The organism is Streptomyces niger (genome assembly GCF_000718305.1).
GTDB lineage: Bacteria > Actinomycetota > Actinomycetes > Streptomycetales > Streptomycetaceae > Streptomyces > Streptomyces niger.
Genome location: NZ_JOFQ01000031.1, coordinates 1 through 20,609, shown reverse-complemented (window position 1 = coordinate 20,609; position 20,609 = coordinate 1). Strand labels below are relative to the sequence as shown.

Below are 20,609 nucleotides of genomic sequence, written 5' to 3'. Positions count from 1 at the left end.
GAACGCGCTGCGAGCAGCCCCGTAAGGCCGCCCATCGTCATGCGCTGGGAAAGTTGATCGGCTGGTGGATGGTGCCGACATGCTCAGCGACTGTGCCCACGTTCGTGTTGTTGAACTGGAACTTCGGTGCGGCGGAGCCTTGTGTCGGGCCGCCCGGTGCGTGGGAAGTGGCAGGTGTACCGTCACGCTGTTGCCCGGTTGGGTCAGCGGGAAGATGCCTGGCGATATTGGCGGGGGGCACCCCGGGTACATGTATATAGGCCGACTCGATGAACGATGGCTTTCCGGGTACCTGCGCGGTCGCGGGCAGAAAGTGGCTCTCGGACAGTCGGTCGGATCGACCCGCGCCCACAGTGCGACTGAAGGCAGCCCCAGACACGATCGCGGCGACGTAGGCGTCGCTTTCGACGGCGGCTTCCATGCCAGCGTAGGCGAGGTCGCTGTTGACGAACCTGCAGGCATCGTTGATCGCGTTACCGCGGTGGTCGTCCGGGGTCAAAGGACCGACGTGGATGCTCGCCCTGAGCCTGATGGCGGGAGTACGGGCCAGTCGATCCCTGTCGTAGCGCGCTAGTGCCTGGTCGAGATTGCCCAGGAGAGGGTCCACTAGCCGCCACATCCGGGCTGTGGGTAGGACGAAGATGGCACCGTCACCAGTGTCCTTATAGGGCCTTCCGTCTGCCCACTCATCTGCGAGACCGCTTTGAGAGAAGACGTGCGCGAGGATGTCGTCCAGGTCACCGCGGACGGGTGACATGCGACACTCGCGGATTTGGCTGTACCCCTTCATGTCCAGCACGAACAGGGCCTGCTCCGGGGGAATGTCACGGAAGTCGGTCTCGGATTGCATCCTTAATCGGCTCCTTCGAGGGGGCACTGTCTGGTCTCAGGCCTTCATGGTGTCGAGGAAGCGGCGGCGAGGTTGCCCACTGCTGGGCAGCCTTGGCGTGCGGTGCATCACATGGTTCAGTGCAGCGAGCTGTAGATGGCCTCTACGTTCTTGATCAGTAGACCGCCTGCCGGCGAAGTAGCCACCCAGTCCCTTGACTTCCATGTGCCGATGATCGTGCCGACCGCGTTGCGTGAGGCTCCGATCAGCTGCGCCAGCTCCCCTTGAGTCAAGGGAACTTCTACCTCGCTGCCTTCTGGTGGCGAGGCTTCGATGAGCCGAATCAGGGCGGAGGCCAACCGGTGCACGACGGGCGCAGTCGCCAGTTCCAGTCGCACTTCCTCAGCTGTCCGAACGCGGGCGATGGCGTGTCGCAGCATCACGTTCGTCAAGTTGTGCTCCGTGACGAACTGCTCGAAGAGGGGAGCGGCAATTACATGGACGAGACAGGGGCGGGCGGCGGTGACGGAGGCGGATCTGGGCTGCGCGTCGAGCACTGAGAGTTCGCCGAACAACTCGCCCGCTCCGCGTACGGCGAGCAAAGTGCGCTCCCCTTCTCCTCCCGTCAGTGTCACGATCGCTGAGCCGGAAATGAGCGCGAGAACGTGGGTGCCCGGGTCGCCTTGGCGCATCAGGACGCTGCCGGTGGGCCGCGGGCGTTGGGGGGCCAGGGAACAGAGCCGGCCCCACAGATCTTCCCCCAGGACCGCTCGGTGCGGTTGGTAAACCATGTAGCGCTACCCCCTCAGGTACAACGCACGGGCTCACTTGAGGATCGCGGCCAAGCCCAGGGCAGCGGAGCCGGCTGCAGCAAACGCGAAGGACCACTGCACGCGGCGATGCTTAGTCCAGGCGATCTCACTCATCACCACGATCTGCCGGGAAAGGTTCGGCAGGAGATCCTTGTTCTTCAAGGCAGTCTCGAGCTCTATGGGGTCCCAGTGCCGCAGATGCCCGAAGAAGAGGAGGTCATCATCAGGACGTGGACTGCGTCGTTCCTTGCGCAGGTTGGGGGAGACTGCAATGGCAGCACAACACGCTCCGCAAGCAAGAATGGCAGTACCGGCCCACAGGAGGGCGAGGGAGATGCCATGCTGCGGGTTGCCAGGACTTTTCCCGGCGCTGGTCAGGACACCAAGTAGCACCAGTGCGCTCGACTGGATGGCTAGCGCGAACGATGCTTTAGCATCTGCCTTGCCTGTCGAGTCTGCCAGCCCAGCCTGTAGTTTCCATGCTGTCTCTAACGGATCAGCAGCCATCTCTCTCCCCCTATCGCCGCCGTCTTAGCATGATCACACGTTGAGTGGCGCGCGCAACAGTGTTCACCGCGTGCGGATCAATGTGAGCGTCGCTCGAGGCAAGCCTTACGCCCCACGTGCTGATAGGGAGCGTTGCCGCGGGGACTGCTGCGAGGCGGGCTCGAAGAGGACGACACGCATGGCTGCACGCTCCGTCGGAGACGCCTTCCACCGCCACCTCCACCCGTGAGTCCTTCGCAACCTCGCGCGTTCACAGACCCAAGCTGCCTCCCACCTCAATGCGACTTGGTAGGTGAGGCCTGGGTTGTCCAGCGTCCATAGGTACATACGTCGTGCCATGCGAGGGGCCAACATGAAGTGAATGAAGCGGACGGGGCTCTTTCTCTGACGCATGCTTCCTCCGCTGCAAGTGTGAGTACCCAACGCCGGCATGCTTGCAGATCCGCCATGACAGCCTGAGCGGCTGTCCGTCTGATCTGCTTCTACGTGCTGCGCATCATCTTGCGCAGACTCTGACGGGCTGCGGTCAGGTCGTCCTCCAAGCTCTCGACCGTGACGCGAAGCGTACGGTTATCAGCCTGAGCCTGTCGCAACTGGCCAGTGAGCTGCTCGTTCTCGCGGCTCAACTGATCTACGCGGGAGATGAGTTCGTGGCTGTCGGTCCGGTCCAGTTCGGCCCCGAGCTGGAGACGTAGACGCTCACGTAGTCGGTTGCGTTCCTCGCGAAGCTCCTTGATTCGCTGCTGGGCGAGCGCGAGGTCGGTCTTGAGGCTGGCGTGGCTGACACGGCTCTGTGGCGGAACGGCACCAGCGTTTGCCTCAACGCCGAGTTCTTTCTGGCGCTGGCGAGCGGCCTCGATGGGTTCACGGAGCCCCGGCGCGTATGCGAGCCAGCTAGAAACACCGGCCTCCTTGGCCACTCTGGCGAACGTGACCCTGGTTCCTGAGCGTTGCAGGGAGTCCAGGACCTCCAGCACTCGACGGCGTTTGTCCTGGCTGTCGCGTTCACGTGCTGCCTTGAGCGCGGCAGCGCGCGCATCGTGCCGGGTCACTGAGTCTCCTTGCGTTGCTTGACCACTGTCAGCGGCAGGAGTTTGTGGGCCTGATTCGCCCTCGACTTCCGCAGGATCTTGCTCGCTTCCTCGATCTGTCGCCGCTCGTCTTCGGGTAGCGCGGCAAGCTGTTCTCGCATGGTGTTAGCCACGGCTTGGAAGCTGTTGATCTGTGCCCCGAGATTGGCCAGTACGAAGTCGGCTGCACCGATGGCGTCAGCGGTCTCACGGTCTGATCTCAGGCCGCGTACGTGATCTTCGATGGCGGGCAGGTAGGACGGGTCGGGGCGGTAGAAGGCGCAGCCTGAACATTGGAAACGGATAGGACAGGACTCGCCGCCGGCCTTGACGTTGGAGGGCTCGGTGCAGTTGCCGAACGGTACGGCTACCGAGGCGATCTCGTACTTGGCCCGGGGGAGTGGTGCCGTCCGGCCAGTGCGGTTCACCGCCAGGGGAGCCAGCGTGCGGATTGCCTCCCGCTTACGCTTCAGCGTCACCTGGTAGTAACCCATCGTCGTATTGACAGAGGTGTGGTCCATGAGATCACGCAGAACGTCGATGGGAACGCCAGCATCGGCATGTCGCTGGGCGTAGGTGTGGCGGAAGGCGTGTGCGGTGATCTGTGAGCGGTCGAAGGGCAGCGGCTGCCCGTCCAGTCCTGGGACGTCGCTGTCGATGTGGGGGAGCGCGTCGACCCAGAGACGAAGTACCGCTGAGAGGCTGTCAGCCCGGATGTGACCAGTTCCTCGGCCTGAGCCGTGTAGGGAGCTGGGGAACAGCCACGGTCCGGCTCGTTTGGTCAGAGGAAGGTCGCCGCGGCGCTGCTCCCAGAGAGTGATCAATTCGGCCGTGCTCTGGGGGATGGGCAGCCGGCGGCCGTTGCGCTTGGCTTTGTGGTTGTCGTAGACCAGCTGGTAGTGATCGTCTTCCTGCTCAACGCAGCCCACCTTGAGGCTGGCGACCTCGCCCAGACGGCGACCGGTGTCACGCAGGACGGCGTAGACGGTCTGGTGGAACAGCTGTGAGAGATCCTTCGGCCAGCCCCGGTGGGAGACATCCACTAGGTGTAGCTGAGCGTCCAGCTGCCGGATGACTGTGTCGGGCAGGGCACGACCGGCGTGTTCCTCATTGGATTCGGGGGGAACGACACGGTGGTGACGGGCCCGGCTGAAAGTACCGGGCACCTCGTCCATTAACCCACTCGCGCGAGCGAAGTCCAGCACTGCAAACCATGCTCTGACCAGCTTGTCTTGAGTAGCTGCCGCGCGGAGGGACCCGTCCTTCTTTCTGGACTTCTTGATCGCGTCGACTGCCGCAGTCATGTCCGCGGCTCCCAGACGCTCGGGGGCCTCACCGCCCCCGGCCCGCTTGGTCAGTCCTTCGGAAGCAGCTGAGAACGCGAGGAGGGAGGTACGCAGATCTTGCACGGCCGGACGAACGGAGCGTGCCCATTCCATGAGAAGCGCACGCAGCCATGTTGGCCGGACGACGCGAAAGTCGATGTCGCCCTTCACCGCGTCATAGCGGCGATGGGTGGAGGCCCAGAGGCCCACGGCCGCGGCGTCCCACACATCGCCCGCCATTGGGTCCGCACCTTCGTACTGCCGCCGCGCGCGCTCGACCATGCGCTGGATCTGGCCTAGCAAGGCCCGCCCCGGGCTACTGCCTTTCTCCTTGCCGAACTGCAGTGATGACAGGTCCTGGCCACACAGGGAACCCACATCGGAGATCGCTGCGATTGCGAGCCGGACTGCGATCGGACTGATGCTGAGTCCTTCCCGGTCCCGCTCCTGCAGGCCGAGAAGAAGTTCGTGGGCCACGATGGGGCGAAGCCCTCCACACCAGAACTGATGGACTTGGAGGAACGGGCCGGTAGTGGCTGACCATGCCAGCAGCTGGTCGGGGGTGTACCTCCCGCCATTGATCTCGCGTAGCCATTTCCCGTGGTGCGCTGGGCACAGTCGAAGCCGATCTTGCTCGCGGTCGCACCCTCCGACGAGGCAGGCCCCGCGGCGGGGCAGGGCGCGGGGCATCGTCGATTGCTGCCAGTCACTGACTTGCAGTCCGGGAGCCCGCTTCCGGCGCTCTTTGAAGGCAGCAGCGTGCGTCGTGCACAGCCTATGGCTTACGGCATCTCGTGCACATCGCCCCGTGGTGTCAGAGACCAGGCAGGCTTCGCGGCCGGACATCCCTCTCATGCGTCGCTTCCGGGCCGGCTGGTGAGTGACGTCGAACTCCTCGTCAGACAGATCACTCGCCCGAGCCGCCACGCTGCAGGGCGAACACCGGCCGACACGACCAGGGCACGGGGTCCGGCAGGCGACAACTTTGCACCGCGAGGCGCCAGTGGCGTCATTGCTCAAATCGCCATCGAAGAACATCCGCTCGTGATCCCACTCGCCTGGCCGCCAGCCAGGCTGCACTTGCTGACGCAGCCAAGCCAGCCAATGTCCCTCGGGAGCTTCCGGCTCGCGGAGCGAGGGCAAGTCCGGAACGGAGGCGAGCACGCGTTTCATTGCGTGGCCACCTCTCGCCGGGCAGCCACGCGCTCGACAGCTTCCCGCTTCTCACGCTCGTTGGCATGCAGGTAGATCGCGGTGGACGCGGCCGACGCGTGTCCCATCAGCTGCTGAACGACGTCGAGCGGCACTCCGGCCCTGACCCAGGATGTCGCGGCGGTGTGCCGCAGCATGTGCGGGCGTACCACGAAGCCGCATTGCTGCGACAGCCGCTCGAACATGCTCTTCGCTGCCTGGTAGGTCACCGCCTTGCCCAGAGGGCGCTGATAGAGGTTTACGAAGACCAGGTCATTTGCCTCGGCTTCGGCCACCGCATCGCGGTCAGCGCGGTAGGCCACGTACTCGGCAACGGTGGAGCCGTCGACTGGCACAGCCCGCGGGTAGCGGGACTTAGCCAGAGCCTTGTTCTCGTTGTCCCGGCGATGCCGTACGTGAATGTGGGCTCCGGACACGCTGCATCCCAGCGCACGAGAGTCCGGCAGAAAGTGCATGTCCTGCCTTCGTAGCCCCAGGGCCTCCCCAATGCGGATTCCGGTCGCCAGCATGAGCACCAGCAGGAACCTGTCGCGGGCCGTACGACATCCGGCCACCGCCGTGGTGACCTGCTCCGCGGCCAGGGCCTCGTAGGGCTTCTCCACCTCGCGTGACTTGATTGCCTTCGCGCGCACGGTACGGAACTGTCCGCGCTCACCGGTGTCGAAGCCTGGCGGCGGTGTAGCGAGGTAGCGCGGCTGGGCCAAGCGGTCCGCTACCTCCGGCGGGATCAGTTCGTGGCGAGCGCAGTATCGCAGGTACTCCACCACCGCCGTGATCGTCGCGTTGACTGTAGCGCCGGAGCGCGGCTTGCCCCGCTTGCCAGCAGTGGACTCCAGCCAGAACCGGAAGCGCGCCATTGAGGCCAGGGTGACGGTTCTCCAGTCGACTGAGTGCTCGGCGCACCAGGTCAGGAACAAGGCCAGCCGCCCCGCGTAGACCCTGATGGTGTTCACGGACCGGTCCGCACCGTGCAGGAACGTGAGGAAGTCTGTCCCCTCCCTGTGGATCGAGAGCTGAGGATCGAGGATGACCCACCGGGTGTTCTGAGGACCTCCGGTGGGGGAGAGGGCCCGTTCAGCTTGAAAGGCGTCGGCGTTCATGCCGTACCTAACGTGACTCCCGCGTTGTAGATACTTGTGAGCCACGAACGAGTGACAAGACGTGCCTCATGTCCCTGACGGGTCAGTGCGGCATAGAGATATTCATCCGGCGCCACAGCCGGAACGTCGAACCGGGCGCCAGCAGCCAGCGCGAGAGCCGGACGCCCTCCATGTGCCGGTCGGCGGTGAGGTCGGCGATCCGGCCGACCGCGTGCCGGGCAGCCTCGACGGCGACGACGAAGAGCACGGGGATCACCGCGTGCATGCCGACGCCGAGCGGGTCGGGCCAGGCCGCGGCGCCGTTGAAGGCGATGGTCGCGGCGGTCAGCAGCCAGGCGGTCTGGCGCAGCAGCGGGAAGGGGATGCGGATCCAGGTCAGCAGCAGGTCGAGGGCGAGGAGGACGACGATCCCCGCGTCGATGCCGATCGGGAAGACGTAGGAGAAGGTGCCGAAGCCCTTCTGCTCGGCCAGGGCGCGGACCGCCGAGTACGAACCGGCGAAGCCGATCGCGGCGATCACGAGCGCGCCCGCGACGACGACACCGATGAGTATTCGGTGCGTACGGCTCATCCGTATCGCGGCCACCCGCGATCCCTCCCCGCACTTGGCTGACTGGCGCGCCTAGCCTGGCACACCCGCGGTGCCGAGAGCGGGGAGGGCCACAGGCGTTACCCGAGTGGTACGCCGGAGGGCGGGCCCGTGGTCCGGGTATGTCCTACTTGCTCGTCCTGCTTGCCGCCCTGCTTGCTCGCCCTACTTGTTCTCTACTTGTTCGCCTGGGCGATCGCGTTGACGGCCTGCTTCGCGGCCTCCTCCGCGTCCTTCATCATCTCGTCGCCCTTCGGGGCCTTCGCGCCGGCCAGGCCCGCGCCGTTGAAGTTGATGGTGACCACGGCGTTGGCGGTACGGGCGACGAGCGTCTGGTTCTTGAAGTCGTTGCCGTCCTTCTTCAGGTCGTACGTGACCATGGTCGCCTGGTCGCCGATGTCCTTGGCGTTCTCGCTCTTGACGTTCTTGGCGCCCTTGGTGGTCTTGGCCGCGTCCACCTGCTTGTTGAAGAAACCGCCCGCGCGCTTGTCGCCGGAGCCCAGGGCGGGGTCGGAGTCGTAGCGCTGCAGGTTGACCGCGAGCCAGCGGAACTGCGTGCCGTTGATGCCGCCCTTGCCCTGCCGCTCCTCACTGCTCCAGGTGCAGGTGCCGTGCGCGGCGGTGTCGCTGCTCTTGCCCTGCTCGCCGCCCTCGTCCTTCACGGCGGGCAGCATCTTCTTGACGCGGTCCTTGGTGATGGCCTTGCAGGGGTCGGGGAGCTTCTTGAACTTGCCCGGTGCCACCTTCGGCGAGCTGCTCTGGGACGGGGACTTCGACGCGTTGCCGCCCGAGTCCTTGCCGGAGTCGTCGGAGCAGCCGGCGACAAGCATCACCGGTACGGCTGCGCAGGCGAGGTAGCTGGCGAGTCGCTTGGCTGAACGGTGCATGGTTCCTTCGCTTCATCGTCGTGCGAGCGGCCGTTCCGCGCGCAGGGCCCAGGTGGCCCCTGGGTCGCACGGTACGCGGCGGCCGGGCGCCGGTGGCCGATTCACGTCGTTACTCGCCGACGGTAACCGGTACCGGCGCCCGTCACCGCTCATCCGGTCCAGTGCGCGGCCAGCTCCGCGGCCAGCTTCTGCGCCTTTTCCTGCAGCTCACGACGGTCGGGAAGGACGGACTTGTCGGTGGACCACTGGTCGTACTCAATGGTGACGATCACATTCGACACCCGGAAGACGACCGTGATGTCACGGTGCAGGCCGGAATCCGCCGTCACCAGCGCGTCGTTCAGGAAGGCGGCGTCACCGAGGTCGGCGAGCGGGCGCGGCGCGAGGCTCGCCTCGGAGCCGGGAGTCTCGTCGGAGCCGGCGGACTCGGAGGAATCGGGCGAGTCGCCTTCGGCCGTACGGGTGTCGGACGGCTGCGTGGCGTCGCCGGCGCCCTTCCCGGCGGTCTCGCCGTCGGCACCCTTCTGGCGCGCCGACGGGCTGCCCGAGGGGTCGGCGGCGGCGCCCTTGCCGCCGGCGGGGCGCTCGCCGCGCTCGTCCGCGCCCCCGGAGGTCTGCTTCCTTGTCCCGGTCTCCCCGTCCTGCTGCCCGTTCTCCTTCTCGTCCTGCCTCCCGGCCGAGCCCTTCTCGCTTCCGGCCGAGCCCTTCTCGCTCCCGGTCGAGCCCTTTTCGCTTCCGGTCGAGCCCTTTTCGCTTCCGGTCGGGGAAGGGGTGCGGACCGGCGGGGTCTTCGCCGCGTCGTTCGGGATGTGGGCCGCCAGCTCCTTCTTCGCGTACAGCTCCTGGGCCTTGGCATCGTCGCTGGCGGCCCCGTCGTACGACACGACGCGCTGCAGGTCGATGGTGAGGTGGCGGCTGCCCTCGGAGGTCTCGCGCTTCCAGCGGCAGCCGACCCGGCGGTCGGTGTCGAAGGTGATGTCGGCCTGGCCGCGGTAGACCTTCTCGGCCTCGGCGGAGGTCTCCGGCGAGCCGTCGGTGGGCAGCAGGCTGCGCAGCGTGCTCCGGCCGGGCAGCCCGCAGGGCTCGGGCAGCGAGTCGAACTTGCCCGGCTCGGCGACCGGCGCCGAGGACGTGCTGTCGCCGCCCTTGGAGTCGTCGGCCCCCGTATCGGCGTCGGAGCCGCCGGAGCAGCTGGTCAGAATGGTGGCCAGCGCCACGGCCGCCGCTACTGCGGCCCCTCGTACGGACGACCTTCGCTGCACCGTCACCGGCTCCTTCCGTACGAAATCCGGTTGCCGCCCAGCAGCGGCTGATGGACACAATGTCTACCGCACGCATCGCCGCGCACGCCGGTCCGCCGTCGCTGATCGGGTGCTTTGTCCGCGTTTTGCGTTTCCTTATCTTTGTGGTTTTTGTGGTTTTTCAACCGTTTCGGGGGAATGGGGAAGTCATGTCGTACGTGGAAGTGCCTGGTGCGCAGGTACCGATCCGCATGTGGACGGACCCGGCCACGGTCGAGGGCGCGGCGCTGCAGCAGCTGCGCAACGTCGCGACCCTGCCGTGGATCAAGGGCCTCGCCGTGATGCCCGACGTGCACTACGGCAAGGGCGCCACGGTCGGCTCGGTCATCGCGATGCACGGCGCGGTCTGCCCGGCGGCGGTCGGCGTCGACATCGGCTGCGGGATGTCCGCGGTCAAGACCTCCCTCACGGCGAACGACCTGCCCGGTGACCTCTCCCGCATCCGCTCCAAGATCGAGGAAGCCATCCCGGTCGGCCGCGGCATGCACGACGACCCGGTGGACCCGTCCCGCCTGCACGGTTACGGAACGGCCGGCTGGGACGACTTCTGGACCCGCTTCGACGGCATCGCCGACGCGGTCAAGTTCCGCCAGGACCGGGCGACGAAGCAGATGGGAACACTCGGCTCGGGCAACCACTTCATCGAGTTCTGCCTGGACGAGAACGACTCCGTCTGGCTGATGCTGCACTCCGGCTCCCGCAACATCGGCAAGGAGCTCGCCGACTTCCACATCGGCGAGGCCCAGAAGCTGCCGCACAACCAGGGCCTGGTCGACCGCGACCTCGCCGTCTTCATCGCGGACACCCCGCAGATGGCGGCGTACCGCAACGACCTGTTCTGGGCCCAGGAGTACGCCAAGCACAACCGCGCGATCATGATGGCCCTCTTCCAGGACATCGTCCGCAAGGAGTTCAAGAAGGCCCGCCCGACCTTCGACCCGGTCATCTCCTGCCATCACAACTACGTGGCGGAGGAGCGGTACGAGGGCATGGATCTGCTCGTGACCCGGAAGGGGGCGATCCGGGCCGGGAGCGGGGACTACGGGATCATCCCGGGGTCGATGGGGACCGGTTCGTACATCGTGAAGGGCCTGGGCAACGAGAAGTCCTTCAACTCCGCCTCGCACGGTGCGGGGCGGAAGATGAGCCGCAACGCCGCGAAGAAGCGTTTCTCCACCAAGGACCTGGAGGAGCAGACGCGGGGTGTGGAGTGCCGTAAGGACTCCGGCGTGGTGGACGAGATCCCGGGCGCGTACAAGCCCATCGAGAAGGTCATCGAGCAGCAGCGCGACCTGGTCCAGGTCGTCGCCAAGCTCAAGCAGGTCATCTGCGTGAAGGGCTGAAGTCCAAGTCCAGCACTACGCGTATTCGGTGGCCCCGGGCCGGCAGCGGTCGGGGCCACCGCTGTTGGTGGGGGAGATGGGGGAGTGGGGCGTCAGACGGCATCGGGCTGTCGTCAGTTGACCGGAGCCTGCGGTGGGGCGGCCTCGGGGGTGCGGAGGGCGTAGGTGATGGCGGTGTCGGGGGCGGTGTCGTAGCCGGTGCGGAAGGCGGTCTCGTAGGCGTCGTCGCCGATGAGGTGGCGAGCCTGTTGCTCGCACGCCTGGCGGGCGGCGACGAGTTCGGGCGAGCCCATCTGAGGAGTGCCGAGGGTGTGCCAGATCTGCTCGGCGATGCCGAGGAGGCGGGCGGCCTGCTCGGCGCGCCCCGCGGCGACGGCTGCGGAGGCGAGCGTGTCGAGGGTCATGGCCATGCCGACGCTGTCGTGCAGGCGGCGCTTGCCGTCCAGGGCGGTGCGGACATGGGTCGTGGCCTCCTCCGCCCGCCCCAGCCCGAGCGGGGCGAGGGCACGGTTGTAGCCGCCCCAGGCGCGCATCCAGGTTTCGCCGCGCCTGGCGCATGCGGCGCACAGCTCGTCGGCGATGACCATGGCGTCGGCGAACTGCCCGTGGTGGACGTGAACGAAGGCCCGGGTGGCCCGTAGGAGGAACCACGCCGCGTGATAACGCCCACCGGCCGGTCGGGTGTGCGGCACCGCGTCGAGCGCCTCGGCAGCCTGCGCCTGCCGACCGTGTACCGCGAGACCGGCGCCCTCCAGACAGGCGGCGGCGAACGCGGCGCTTTCGTCGCCGGCCTCCTCGGCCACGGCCGCCCGGAATACGCCGGCTAGGCGGAGGCTGGTCTCCGTGTCGCCCAGATTGATGGCGGTGTGACCGCAGCTCCACAGAGCCTTGGCCCGGGCCGGCCCGGAGGCGGGGCCCAGGTCCAGAGCCCGGTTCAGGTAGTGTCGACCCTCCTTGGGAAAGCCGCAGGCGAACCAGAAGAACCACAATGCCCCGGTCAGCTCCAGCGCGGTGTACCCGTCCTGCTCGGCGAGGCAGAAGTCCAGTGCGGCCCGCAGGTTGGCGTACTCGGCCAGCATCCGCTCGTACCAGACGATCTGGTCGGGTCCGATCCAGGCGGCGTCCGCCCGCTGGGCCAGGGCCAGGTAGTAGTCCCGGTGGCAGCGACGCAGCGCGTGCTCCTCGCCCAGTCGGTGCAGCCAGCCGGCGCCGAACTCGCGGATGGTGTCGAGCATCCGGTAGCGCTCGCCACCGCCGGTGGGCTGCCAGATCAGGATCGACTTGTCAGCCAGCGCGGTGAGCAGGTCCGGGATCTGCTCGGCCGGGAGGTGTTCGTCGGCGCAGACTTGGCGGGCGGCCTCGGCGTGGAAGGTGCCGGCGAAGACCGAGAGCCGGGCCCACAGCAGGCGGGCGGACGGGGGCACAGCTGGTGGCTCCAGCCGATCGCGGTTCGCAGCGCCTGGTGCCAGGGGGGCTCGGCCCCGTCCACCAACTCGTTCGTCTCGCCCAGGACCGCGAACCGGTCCTCCAGCCGCCTGGCAAGTTGGGCCACCGACTGCTCTCGCAGCCGGGCCGCGGCCAGCTCCAGTGCCAGCGGCAGCCCCTCCAGCCGCCGGCACAGGGCCACCACATCGCGCCGGTTAACGTCGGTGACCGCGAACCCCGGCACCGCCTCGGCGGCCCGCGCGGCCAGCAGCGCCACCGCATCCACCCCATCGACCGCATCCACCGGGTCCGCCCCAGCAGCCCCCACAGCCCCCATGGCCTCGGTCGTCGGCACCGGCAGCGGCTCCACCGTGAACACCTCCTCGCCGACCACGCCCAGGAGCCGGCGACTGGTGGCCAGGACCCGCAGCCCCGGCGCGGCCCGCAGCAGCGCCTCGGCGGCCATGGCGCAGGCGTCGGTCAGGTGCTCGCAGGTGTCCAGGACCAGCAGCAGCTCGCGGTCGGCGAGGTAGTCGACGAGTACGTCGATCATCGGGCGGATCGTCTGGTCGGTCAGCGGCAGCGCCTCGGCGACGGTGTGCGCCAGCAGCTCGCCCTGCCGCAGCGCCGACAGCTCCACCCACCAGACCCCGTCCCGAAAGGACGGCTGTGCCTCGTACGCGGTCCGGAGCGCCAGCCGCGTCTTGCCCACCCCACCGACCCCGGTCGGCGTCACCAGCCGGGCGCCCCCGAGCAGCCGCCGGATCTGCGCCAGCTCCGCCCGCCGCCCGACCAGCTCCGTAGTCTCCGCGGGCAGGTTCCCCGCCCCCTGCCTCCGCCTGGCCACGATCGCCCCTCCCCCGCCCCTCCCCGTATCCGGAATGGGAGCAGTCTGCCCATGCCCACCACGCCGAGTGACGGTTGCAGAGAAAGTGACCGTTTGCGACTACGGCGGACCGCGATCGTGCGGGAGTAGCGCGATCGACGAGCAGCAGTGCATGTCCCACCGGCCGAACGGCCCGGCGTCGGCCAAGAGCGAGGAGAACGGGCCGGGACGCAGCCGTTCACGATGCGCCGGACACGGGCCGTGGCTGCGGTCCCGGGATCGACCGGGAGCCAACTCTCCCGAACCTGGCGACGATGCGGTGGCGCTGCTGGACCACCTGGGGATCGAGCGGGCGGACCTCTTCGGATTCAGCCTCGGGGGCCTGACCGAGGACCGTCGACCGGGTCCTTCTCATCGAGACGTGACCGCTCATCGAGACGTGACCCCTCATCGAGACGTGACCGACCGGCTTCACATGCCTCTCGCGCCGTCGATCCGCTCCCGAATCAGGTCCGCGTGCCCGTTGTGCCTGGCGTACTCCTCGATCATGTGGAGGAGTACCCAGCGCAGGGACACCGTCCCACGCCACGAGTCCAGGCCCTCGATGTCGAGGTGGGGGGCCTCGACGACGAAGCGCTCGGCGAACGCCACCTCGGTACGCCAGGCCTGCCACCCCGCCGCGATCACCGCGGGGTCGGACGTGGCGCCGTCGAAGTCCCCGTCGGGGTGAGTTTTCGAGGAGAAGAGCGGTGGTGCGTCCTGCCCGGCCAGTACCCGCCGGAACCAGCGACGTTCCACGTCGGCGAGGTGCCGGACCAGGCCGAGCAGGGAGAGGGTGGACGGCTCCACGGACCGCTCGGACAACTCCGCTGCCAAGCCGGCGCACTTCATCTCCAACGTCGCCCGCTGAGCCGTCAGGAGATCGACGAGCATGGGCCTCTCGTCACCGGTCGCAGGACCACTGAACCGCGCATCCTGTTCAGCGTCGGTGGCGAACAACTCAGCTCTTCTGTTCAGGCTGGCCATGCCCGGCATTCTCGCCCATGACGAGGTGGGACAGAAGCCCTCGTCCGCCGGTGCGGGCGCCGCTCCACGACGTGTGCCCTCCGCCGCGGGACGACCTCACCGATCGTACCGTCAACTCACGGCCTCCCCTCGTGTCCACTACAGTGCGGAGTGGGCCGTGACTGGCGCTGAGGTGGAGCACCACCGGGGAGCGGCCTGACGAGACGTCGTTGCCGTGCGCCTGGGCGAGTGGTCGGTAGTCACGTACGCACAGCGCCGTCGGCCCGCGCGGTTTGCATACCATCACCGCAACCAAACCGTGAGGCAGGAACCGACACCATGTCCTCGCGGCGGCGAGTAGGGCATCGCCTCCGACGCCGTGGAGGTCTATCGAGGGGGCAGTGGTCGTCCGAGGTAGACGGTGAGCGGGTCGTCGGCGTAGTAGCCGAAGGCCGGGACCTCGGTATAGCCGCAGGAGCGGTACAGGCCGATTGCTGCGGGGTGGCGTTGATTGGTCTCCAGGACGATCGCCGGTGCGCCCGCGGTCGCGGCCGACGCCTCCAGCCACGCCAGGACGGCACGGGAGTGCCCACTGCCGCGCCACTCATCGACGACGTACATACGCTTGAGTTCGGCGCGGCCGTCCTCCCGGAAGCGCCAGCCGCCCATCGCGACAGGTACAGCATCCTCGTAACCCACCGCGAACGCGCCACGCGGCGGCGAGAACTGCTGGTGATCGGTGGGGCTGCTGTCCGGTGCCCCGTAGATCCGGACGTACTCGGCCTGCAGTTGTTCGACCAATGACGAGACGTGCGGATGGTCGTAGGCGCGGGAAACGATCTCCATGGCCTCCAACCCAACGATCGGGCGGAACGATCCGACCGGTGCGGCAGCGGCCTCCCCCCCACCCGCAACCACGTGGCCGAGGAACGGGACGAGGGCCTGGGGCGATGGAGGAGATGCCGGGGCCGATGGAGGAGATTCCGGGGGGCGATGGAGGAGATTCCGGAGTCGCAGGCTTCAGCTTCCGCAGCAGGCGTCCGCAGTGGGGTTGAGGGCCGCGCTCGTGCCCATCCGGTCGGTGTCGGCCTTGACGGCGTAGACCTCCCAGGGCTCCTTGCCGGGGCCGTGGACCCAGACCTTGTCCTGGAGGGCGTAGCAGCAGGAAGTGTCGTTCTCCTCGAAGGTGGCCAGGCCCGCGGCCGTCAGGCGGTCGGTGGCCGCGGTGACCTGGTCGGTGGACTCCACCTCGACGCCGAGGTGATCGAGGCGGGTGTCCTGGCCCGCCGCTCCCTCGATCAGGACGAGCTTCAGCGGGGGGTCGGTGATCGCGAAGTTGGCGTATCCGGGGCGGCGCTTGGTGGGCTCGACGCCGAACAGCTTGGAGTAGAACTCCACCGATCCTTCGAGGTCGGCGACGTTGAGAGCGAGCTGAACACGGGACATGGCGGTCCCCCTGATCTGTTGGATCGACGTTTGTCGATGCAAGCTTGCGCCTTGAATTGAAGGATATCAATATAGAGGTATGTCGAAACAAGAGGCCGAGGTGCCTGGTGAGGTCGACGCCTGCTGCCCGGGCCTGCTGACCGCTCCGCTGCACGCGGACCAGGCCGTGGAACTGGCGAAGGTGTTCAAGGCCCTGGGCGACCCGATCCGGCTGCGGCTGCTGTCGATGATCGCTTCGCGTGCCGGGGGAGAGGTGTGCGTGTGTGACCTGACGCCTGCCTTCGATCTGTCCCAGCCGACGATCTCCCACCATCTCAAGCTGCTGCGGCAGGCCGGTCTGATCGACTGCGAGCGGCGCGGCACGTGGGTGTACTACTGGCTGCTGCCGGAGATGACCGACCGGCTCGCCGGGGTTCTCGCCCGTCCTGCCGGTCAGCCGCTGCCCGAGCGGCCCGCCGAAGCCGGGGTCGCCTCATGACTGCCGACACCCCGTCCACCGCATCCACCGCATCCACCGCGTCCACCGCATCCACCGCGTCCACCGCCTCCACCGCGCCCGTGGCGGCACGGCTGTCGTTCTTGGACCGCTACCTCGCCGTATGGATCCTGGCCGCCATGGCCGCCGGCCTCGGTCTGGGACGCCTCGTGCCCGGCCTCGGCGATGTGCTGGCGCAGGTGACCGTCACCGGTGTCTCGCTGCCGATCGCGCTCGGCCTGCTGGTGATGATGTATCCGGTCCTGGCCAAGGTCCGTTACGACCGCCTGGACACCGTCACCCGCGACCGCCGTTTGCTGATCCCGTCCCTCGTGCTGAACTGGATCGTCGGCCCGGCGGTCATGTTCGCGCTCGCGTGGATCTTCCTCCCGGACCTGCCGGAGTACCGTACCGGGCTGATCATCGTGGGCCTGGCCCGCTGCATCGCCATGGTCATCGTCTGGAACGACCTGGCCTGCGGCGACCGGGAAGCCGCCGCCGTCCTCGTCGCGCTGAATTCCGCGTTCCAGGTGGTCGCGTTCTCCGCGCTCGGGTGGTTCTACCTGTCCGTACTGCCCGGATGGCTCGGCCTGGAGCAGGCGGGTCTCGACGTGGACGCGTGGGAGATCGCCCGCAGCGTGCTGATCTTCCTCGGCATCCCGCTGGTCGCGGGTTACCTGACCCGGCGCCTGGGTGAGAAGGCCAAGGGACGGTCCTGGTACGAGTCCCGGCTGATCCCGCGTATCGGCCCCTTCGCGCTGTACGGGCTGCTGTTCACCATCGTGGTGCTGTTCGCGCTGCAAGGGGACGCGATCACCTCGAAGCCGGTCGACGTCATTCGGATCGCCCTGCCGCTGCTGGTGTACTTCGCCGTCGTGTGGGCCGGTGGCATGGCGCTGGGCAAGGCGGTCGGACTGGACTACCCGCGTACGACGACGCTGGCGTTCACCGCGGCGGGCAACAACTTCGAGCTCGCCATCGCCGTAGCCATCGCCACCTTCGGCGCCACCTCCGGGCAGGCGCTGGCCGGTGTCGTCGGCCCGCTCATCGAGGTGCCGGTGCTCATCGGCCTGGTGTACGTGGCCATGGCGACCCGCCGGTTCTTCCCCCGCCCCGCCGCAGCAGCCGATGCGCCGACCGCTGGAGAGAGCCCCGCCCGCGTCTGACCGCCGGAGGCCACCGGTTCCGTTCGTCCGCGTGCACGACGCGGGCCGCCCCCGGATGGCCGCCGCGCTCCTCGCGCATCTCGCGGGCGGGCGCATCGAAGTCCGCCGCTTCTGCCCCTTCCACCCCTTCCGCCGATTCCGCCGCTGACGAGCCCGTCGAGAAGGTCGTCGCGCGCTGCTGGTCGGCCCGCCGCGGCCCTCAGTCGATGCAGAACTCGTTGCCCTCGATGTCCAGCATCGGGATGCACGAGTCAGTGCCGTCGTACAGCGTGCGTACGTGGACCGCTCCGAGCCGGATCAGCCGTGCGCATTCGGCCTCCAGCGCGGCCAGGCGCTCTTCGCCCACGAGTCCGGTGCCGACCCGCACGTCGAGATGCACCCGGTTCTTGGCGGTTTTCCCTTCGGGGACGCGCTGGAAGTACAGTCGCGGGCCCACGCCTGAGGGGTCGGTGCAGGCGAACCACGCGTCCTGCTGCTCAGGGGATTGGGAGCGCGTGAAATCGTCCCACGTGGCGAAGTTCTCCGGAGGCGGCGGTACGACGTACCCCAGCACCTCGCACCAGAAGCGGGCGAGGCGCTCAGGTTCCGCGCAGTCGAAGGTGACCTGGAATTCCTTGATCGACGTCACCGGGTCACCGTAAGGGCAGGGCACGTGCCTTCGGCCGAACCCGCGGGGTGTCAGCGCCTCGTACGGCTGTGCCCGTCAGACCTCGTGTTCATTGTCGGGGCGGAGGCGGGCCGCCGAGTGGCGGGCTTGTTCGGCGCGGTGGCGGGCCGCCTCGGCGCGGTGCATCCAGTCAGGGGCGAGGCGTTCGTACTCGTCGGCCAGTGCGTCCTCGGCGGCGCTCAGCGCGGTGGCCACCGCCGTGAACTGCTCCCGTAAGCGGAGCGCCGCGGCCTCCAGAACTTCGTGCGGTGCGGGCCCGCGGCCACCCCCAGCGCTTCGGTATCGGCGATCTCCCGCTCGATGGCGCGCTGTTCCCGTTCGTCGCGCGCGTCCGCGCGGCGCAGTGCTGCTTCGCTGCGGTCCAGCCGGTCCTGGCTGGCTTCCACCAATCCCCGGGCCCGCTCGATCGCTTCGTACGAGCGCTGTCGGGGGCTGGGTGCCGTGGATCCCTCCGTGCGGGCCCGCTGGTCCACCCGGCTTTCCCACGCGGCGAGTCGCTCCTGCCACGCGTCCACGACGGCCTCTCGCGCGTCGGCCGCGCGTTCCCGTTCATCGGCCCTGCGCTCGCGGGCGTCGGCCGTGCGTTCGCGGGCGTCGGCCGTGCGTTCGCGGGCGTCGGCCGCGCGGTCCCGTTCGTCGGCGGCGTTCCGGCGGCGCGCGCGGCGGACGTTCCGGCGCGCGCGGTCGGCCTTGTCGTGCTCCTCGTTCGGCCGATCGCTTTCCATGGCGGCAGTATGCCCGGAGGGGCAGCGGGCCGACCCGCAACGTGACGATCCAGCGGGCCGATCCGCAACGTGACGATCCAGCGGGCCGACCCGCAACGTCACGATCCAGCGGACCGACGCGCAACGTCGCGATCCAGCGGGCCGCGTGGCGTCCGGGACCGGGCGGGCGTGGCGGGGAAAGGGTGTGCGGAGAGGAGTGTGCCGGTCAGGCGGGTGGGTGGCCCGGGGCGGCCGGAGGGCCGGTGCGGCGGGCGCCCGGGTCGGTGGGGTGCAGCTTCGGTGGGGTGCAGCTTGTCCCGCCACCTTTCCGGACGGGACAAGCCTGACCGAGGGCTGGCCCCGGGTGCCGGCCCTCGACTTGAGCGCCAGGTACCCAGGAGCCGCTTTTCCACGCCCCCCATGTGACCGGGGGCGGTCGCGCCGCCGACCACCGGTCCGGTCACGGCCGCGGGCCGAGGGCCCTCAGTGCAGCAGGGCCGGACCCCGGCGGGGTCCGGCCCTCTCAGGTGCGGCGGGGGTGCGCGGTCAGGCCGCGGACCCGTGTGCCGGCTGCCCGGGGGACTGCACCGGGCCGGCCGGCAGGCCCGCCTTGTACAGGGCGTCCCAGGTCGTCGGGGAGACGATGCCGTCGGGGACGAGGCCGTGGTCGGCCTGGAAGTGGGCCACGGCCGCCAGGGTGTTGGCGTCGAAGGTGCCGCTGAGGTTGTTCCAGCCCAGGTACTGGCGGTTGGCCAGCAGGCACTGGATCTGGGAGACCTGGTCGCCGGCCTCGCCGAGGGCGACGGCGCCGCGGTCCTCGGAGAAGACGCACGCGGCCGGGCCGTGCACGACGTTGTCGCCCATCGCGGCGGAGGCCGGGGTGGCGAGCAGGCCGGTGGTCAACAGGCCTGCGCCCGCGGCCAGGACGGCCGCGCGCTTGAGGGCCCTGCCGGGCCTGCGGAAACGGGGGGTGGGGATACGGAAAGTGCTCACGCGGGTCCCGTGCCCGGCGAGCGGACAATCATGTGGCGTGACCATTGTGGATCTTGTGAAGGTCCGTCGCCCGCGGTGTGCCCCAGGCGTCCGCCGGGTACCGGCACGGCCCGCCGGTCGGGCGTCCGCCGGTCGTTGCGTTGCTCGACGAGGGCGTCCGCCGGTCGTCGGCGTTGCTCGACGATCACGTGTCCGCCGGGTACCTGCGCGGCTGGATGATGGCTTGTCCGCCGGGTGTCGCCGTGGCTCGACGGGCAGGGGGACCATCGAGTGCCGGCGCAGGCCGACGGTTACGCGTCCGCCGGGTACCAGCGCAGTTCGACCGTGTTGCCGTCCGGGTCCCGGACGTAGAGGGACTCGGCCGTGCCCCGGGCGCCGAAGCGCTTGCCGGGGCCGTCGACGACCGTGAACACCCCGGAGTCGACGACCTGCTGCCAGTCCAGCGGCGCGACGACCAGGCAGAGGTGGTCGACGTTGGGGCGGGCCGGGGCGCCATCGGCGCCGGACGCCGCTTCCGGGGCCCGCACCAGGTCGATGATGGTCGTCGGACTCACCCGCACCGACGGGAACGGCGCCTCGCCGGCCCGCCATGCGTCCACCCGGACCGGTTCGAGGCCGAGCGGCCCGCAGTAGAAGTCCAGCGCGCGTTCGACGTCGGTGACGTTGAGGACCAGGTGGTCGAATGCGGTGACGGTTACGGGAGCGGGGACGGCGCGCATGGTGGGCTCCTTCGCTGCGAGGCGGCCCTCAGGACCGTATCCGCAGGCCGGCGGCGCGCGCATCGGCCGTTCGGCCTCCGCCGGGGTCGGGCGGGCCGGGGACGGAGGTCCTAGGTGTATTGACCCGCAGGGTTGTTGACGCGGGTGATGGGTGGCTGGCCTCCGAGTGCGGTGTGGCAGCGATGGTAGTTGTAGGTGTGCAGGAAGT

At 68.6% G+C, this 20,609-nt stretch carries 20 protein-coding genes, 1 pseudogene and 1 riboswitch; of the genes and pseudogenes, 3 read left to right on the top strand and 18 right to left on the bottom strand.

The window, feature by feature from the left end:
• Nucleotides 1–37: 37 nt before the first annotated feature.
• From IF20_RS34185 to IF20_RS34145, 9 genes and pseudogenes are all read right to left on the bottom strand, one after another.
• Complete coding sequence (locus IF20_RS34185) at nucleotides 38–850, bottom strand: hypothetical protein (RefSeq protein WP_052869328.1); 813 nt, start codon at nucleotides 848–850, stop codon at nucleotides 38–40.
• A 116-nt stretch (nucleotides 851–966) separates the two neighbouring features.
• Complete coding sequence (locus IF20_RS34180; RefSeq protein ID WP_110944825.1) at nucleotides 967–1,620, bottom strand: Crp/Fnr family transcriptional regulator; 654 nt, start codon at nucleotides 1,618–1,620, stop codon at nucleotides 967–969.
• A gap of 33 nt (nucleotides 1,621–1,653) precedes the next feature.
• Complete coding sequence (locus IF20_RS39560) at nucleotides 1,654–2,148, bottom strand: Pycsar system effector family protein (protein ID WP_052869327.1); 495 nt, start codon at nucleotides 2,146–2,148, stop codon at nucleotides 1,654–1,656.
• A 482-nt stretch (nucleotides 2,149–2,630) separates the two neighbouring features.
• Nucleotides 2,631–3,200, bottom strand: a complete 570-nt coding sequence (locus tag IF20_RS34170) for a DUF6262 family protein (protein WP_110944824.1) — start codon at nucleotides 3,198–3,200, stop codon at nucleotides 2,631–2,633.
• Nucleotides 3,197–5,020: a tyrosine-type recombinase/integrase gene (locus tag IF20_RS34165; protein WP_052869326.1), complete on the bottom strand. Its 1,824-nt coding sequence runs from the start codon at nucleotides 5,018–5,020 to the stop codon at nucleotides 3,197–3,199. Before IF20_RS34165 ends, IF20_RS34170 begins: the two co-directional genes overlap by 4 nt.
• Nucleotides 5,021–5,712: 692 nt before the next feature.
• On the bottom strand, nucleotides 5,713–6,855 hold the full coding sequence (locus IF20_RS34160) for a tyrosine-type recombinase/integrase (RefSeq protein WP_110944822.1): 1,143 nt from the start codon (nucleotides 6,853–6,855) through the stop codon (nucleotides 5,713–5,715).
• Between the two features lie 97 nt (nucleotides 6,856–6,952).
• Nucleotides 6,953–7,426, bottom strand: a pseudogene (locus tag IF20_RS34155) (DUF2637 domain-containing protein); the annotation flags it as partial.
• 194 nt (nucleotides 7,427–7,620) lie between these two features.
• The gene (locus IF20_RS34150) at nucleotides 7,621–8,331 is read right to left on the bottom strand and encodes a DUF3558 family protein (protein WP_052869325.1); all 711 of its coding nucleotides are present in this window, start codon (nucleotides 8,329–8,331) and stop codon (nucleotides 7,621–7,623) included.
• A gap of 149 nt (nucleotides 8,332–8,480) precedes the next feature.
• Nucleotides 8,481–9,593, bottom strand: coding sequence for a hypothetical protein (locus tag IF20_RS34145; RefSeq protein ID WP_234426948.1), 1,113 nt, complete (start codon nucleotides 9,591–9,593; stop codon nucleotides 8,481–8,483).
• Nucleotides 9,594–9,781: 188 nt separating this feature from the next.
• Between IF20_RS34145 and IF20_RS34140 the strand changes: the two genes are divergently transcribed.
• Nucleotides 9,782–10,975: an RtcB family protein gene (locus IF20_RS34140; RefSeq protein WP_052869323.1), complete on the top strand. Its 1,194-nt coding sequence runs from the start codon at nucleotides 9,782–9,784 to the stop codon at nucleotides 10,973–10,975.
• Between the two features lie 113 nt (nucleotides 10,976–11,088).
• Here IF20_RS34140 and IF20_RS39555 read toward each other — a convergent pair whose 3' ends face one another.
• From IF20_RS39555 to IF20_RS34120, 4 genes are all read right to left on the bottom strand, one after another.
• The gene (locus IF20_RS39555) at nucleotides 11,089–12,399 is read right to left on the bottom strand and encodes an ATP-binding protein (RefSeq protein WP_052869322.1); all 1,311 of its coding nucleotides are present in this window, start codon (nucleotides 12,397–12,399) and stop codon (nucleotides 11,089–11,091) included.
• 1,298 nt (nucleotides 12,400–13,697) lie between these two features.
• Nucleotides 13,698–14,252, bottom strand: coding sequence for a DinB family protein (locus IF20_RS34130; RefSeq protein WP_052869363.1), 555 nt, complete (start codon nucleotides 14,250–14,252; stop codon nucleotides 13,698–13,700).
• 147 nt (nucleotides 14,253–14,399) lie between these two features.
• Nucleotides 14,400–14,485: riboswitch (ZMP/ZTP riboswitch) on the top strand.
• A 133-nt stretch (nucleotides 14,486–14,618) separates the two neighbouring features.
• Complete coding sequence (locus IF20_RS34125) at nucleotides 14,619–15,077, bottom strand: GNAT family N-acetyltransferase (RefSeq protein WP_052869321.1); 459 nt, start codon at nucleotides 15,075–15,077, stop codon at nucleotides 14,619–14,621.
• Nucleotides 15,078–15,251: 174 nt separating this feature from the next.
• Entirely contained in the window at nucleotides 15,252–15,677 is a 426-nt protein-coding gene (locus IF20_RS34120; protein WP_052869320.1) for an ArsI/CadI family heavy metal resistance metalloenzyme, read from the bottom strand.
• Nucleotides 15,678–15,756: 79 nt separating this feature from the next.
• Between IF20_RS34120 and IF20_RS34115 the strand changes: the two genes are divergently transcribed.
• On the top strand, nucleotides 15,757–16,155 hold the full coding sequence (locus IF20_RS34115; RefSeq protein ID WP_052869319.1) for an ArsR/SmtB family transcription factor: 399 nt from the start codon (nucleotides 15,757–15,759) through the stop codon (nucleotides 16,153–16,155).
• On the top strand, nucleotides 16,152–17,318 hold the full coding sequence (gene arsB / locus IF20_RS34110) for an ACR3 family arsenite efflux transporter (protein WP_110944819.1): 1,167 nt from the start codon (nucleotides 16,152–16,154) through the stop codon (nucleotides 17,316–17,318). The genes IF20_RS34115 and arsB overlap by 4 nt, the downstream gene beginning before the upstream one ends.
• A 199-nt stretch (nucleotides 17,319–17,517) precedes the next feature.
• On the opposite strand, the gene IF20_RS34105 is transcribed toward arsB, so the two are convergent.
• From IF20_RS34105 to IF20_RS34090, 5 genes are all read right to left on the bottom strand, one after another.
• The gene (locus IF20_RS34105) at nucleotides 17,518–17,946 is read right to left on the bottom strand and encodes a VOC family protein (RefSeq protein ID WP_052869318.1); all 429 of its coding nucleotides are present in this window, start codon (nucleotides 17,944–17,946) and stop codon (nucleotides 17,518–17,520) included.
• A gap of 75 nt (nucleotides 17,947–18,021) precedes the next feature.
• Nucleotides 18,022–18,180 (bottom strand): hypothetical protein, encoded by a 159-nt coding sequence (locus tag IF20_RS39550; RefSeq protein WP_199896886.1) that lies wholly within the window; start codon nucleotides 18,178–18,180, stop codon nucleotides 18,022–18,024.
• The gene (locus IF20_RS34100; protein WP_052869317.1) at nucleotides 18,165–18,710 is read right to left on the bottom strand and encodes a hypothetical protein; all 546 of its coding nucleotides are present in this window, start codon (nucleotides 18,708–18,710) and stop codon (nucleotides 18,165–18,167) included. The genes IF20_RS39550 and IF20_RS34100 overlap by 16 nt, the downstream gene beginning before the upstream one ends.
• A gap of 525 nt (nucleotides 18,711–19,235) precedes the next feature.
• Entirely contained in the window at nucleotides 19,236–19,682 is a 447-nt protein-coding gene (locus tag IF20_RS34095) for a peptidoglycan-binding domain-containing protein (protein WP_052869316.1), read from the bottom strand.
• A gap of 290 nt (nucleotides 19,683–19,972) precedes the next feature.
• Nucleotides 19,973–20,401, bottom strand: a complete 429-nt coding sequence (locus IF20_RS34090; RefSeq protein WP_052869315.1) for a VOC family protein — start codon at nucleotides 20,399–20,401, stop codon at nucleotides 19,973–19,975.
• Nucleotides 20,402–20,609 lie beyond the last annotated feature (208 nt).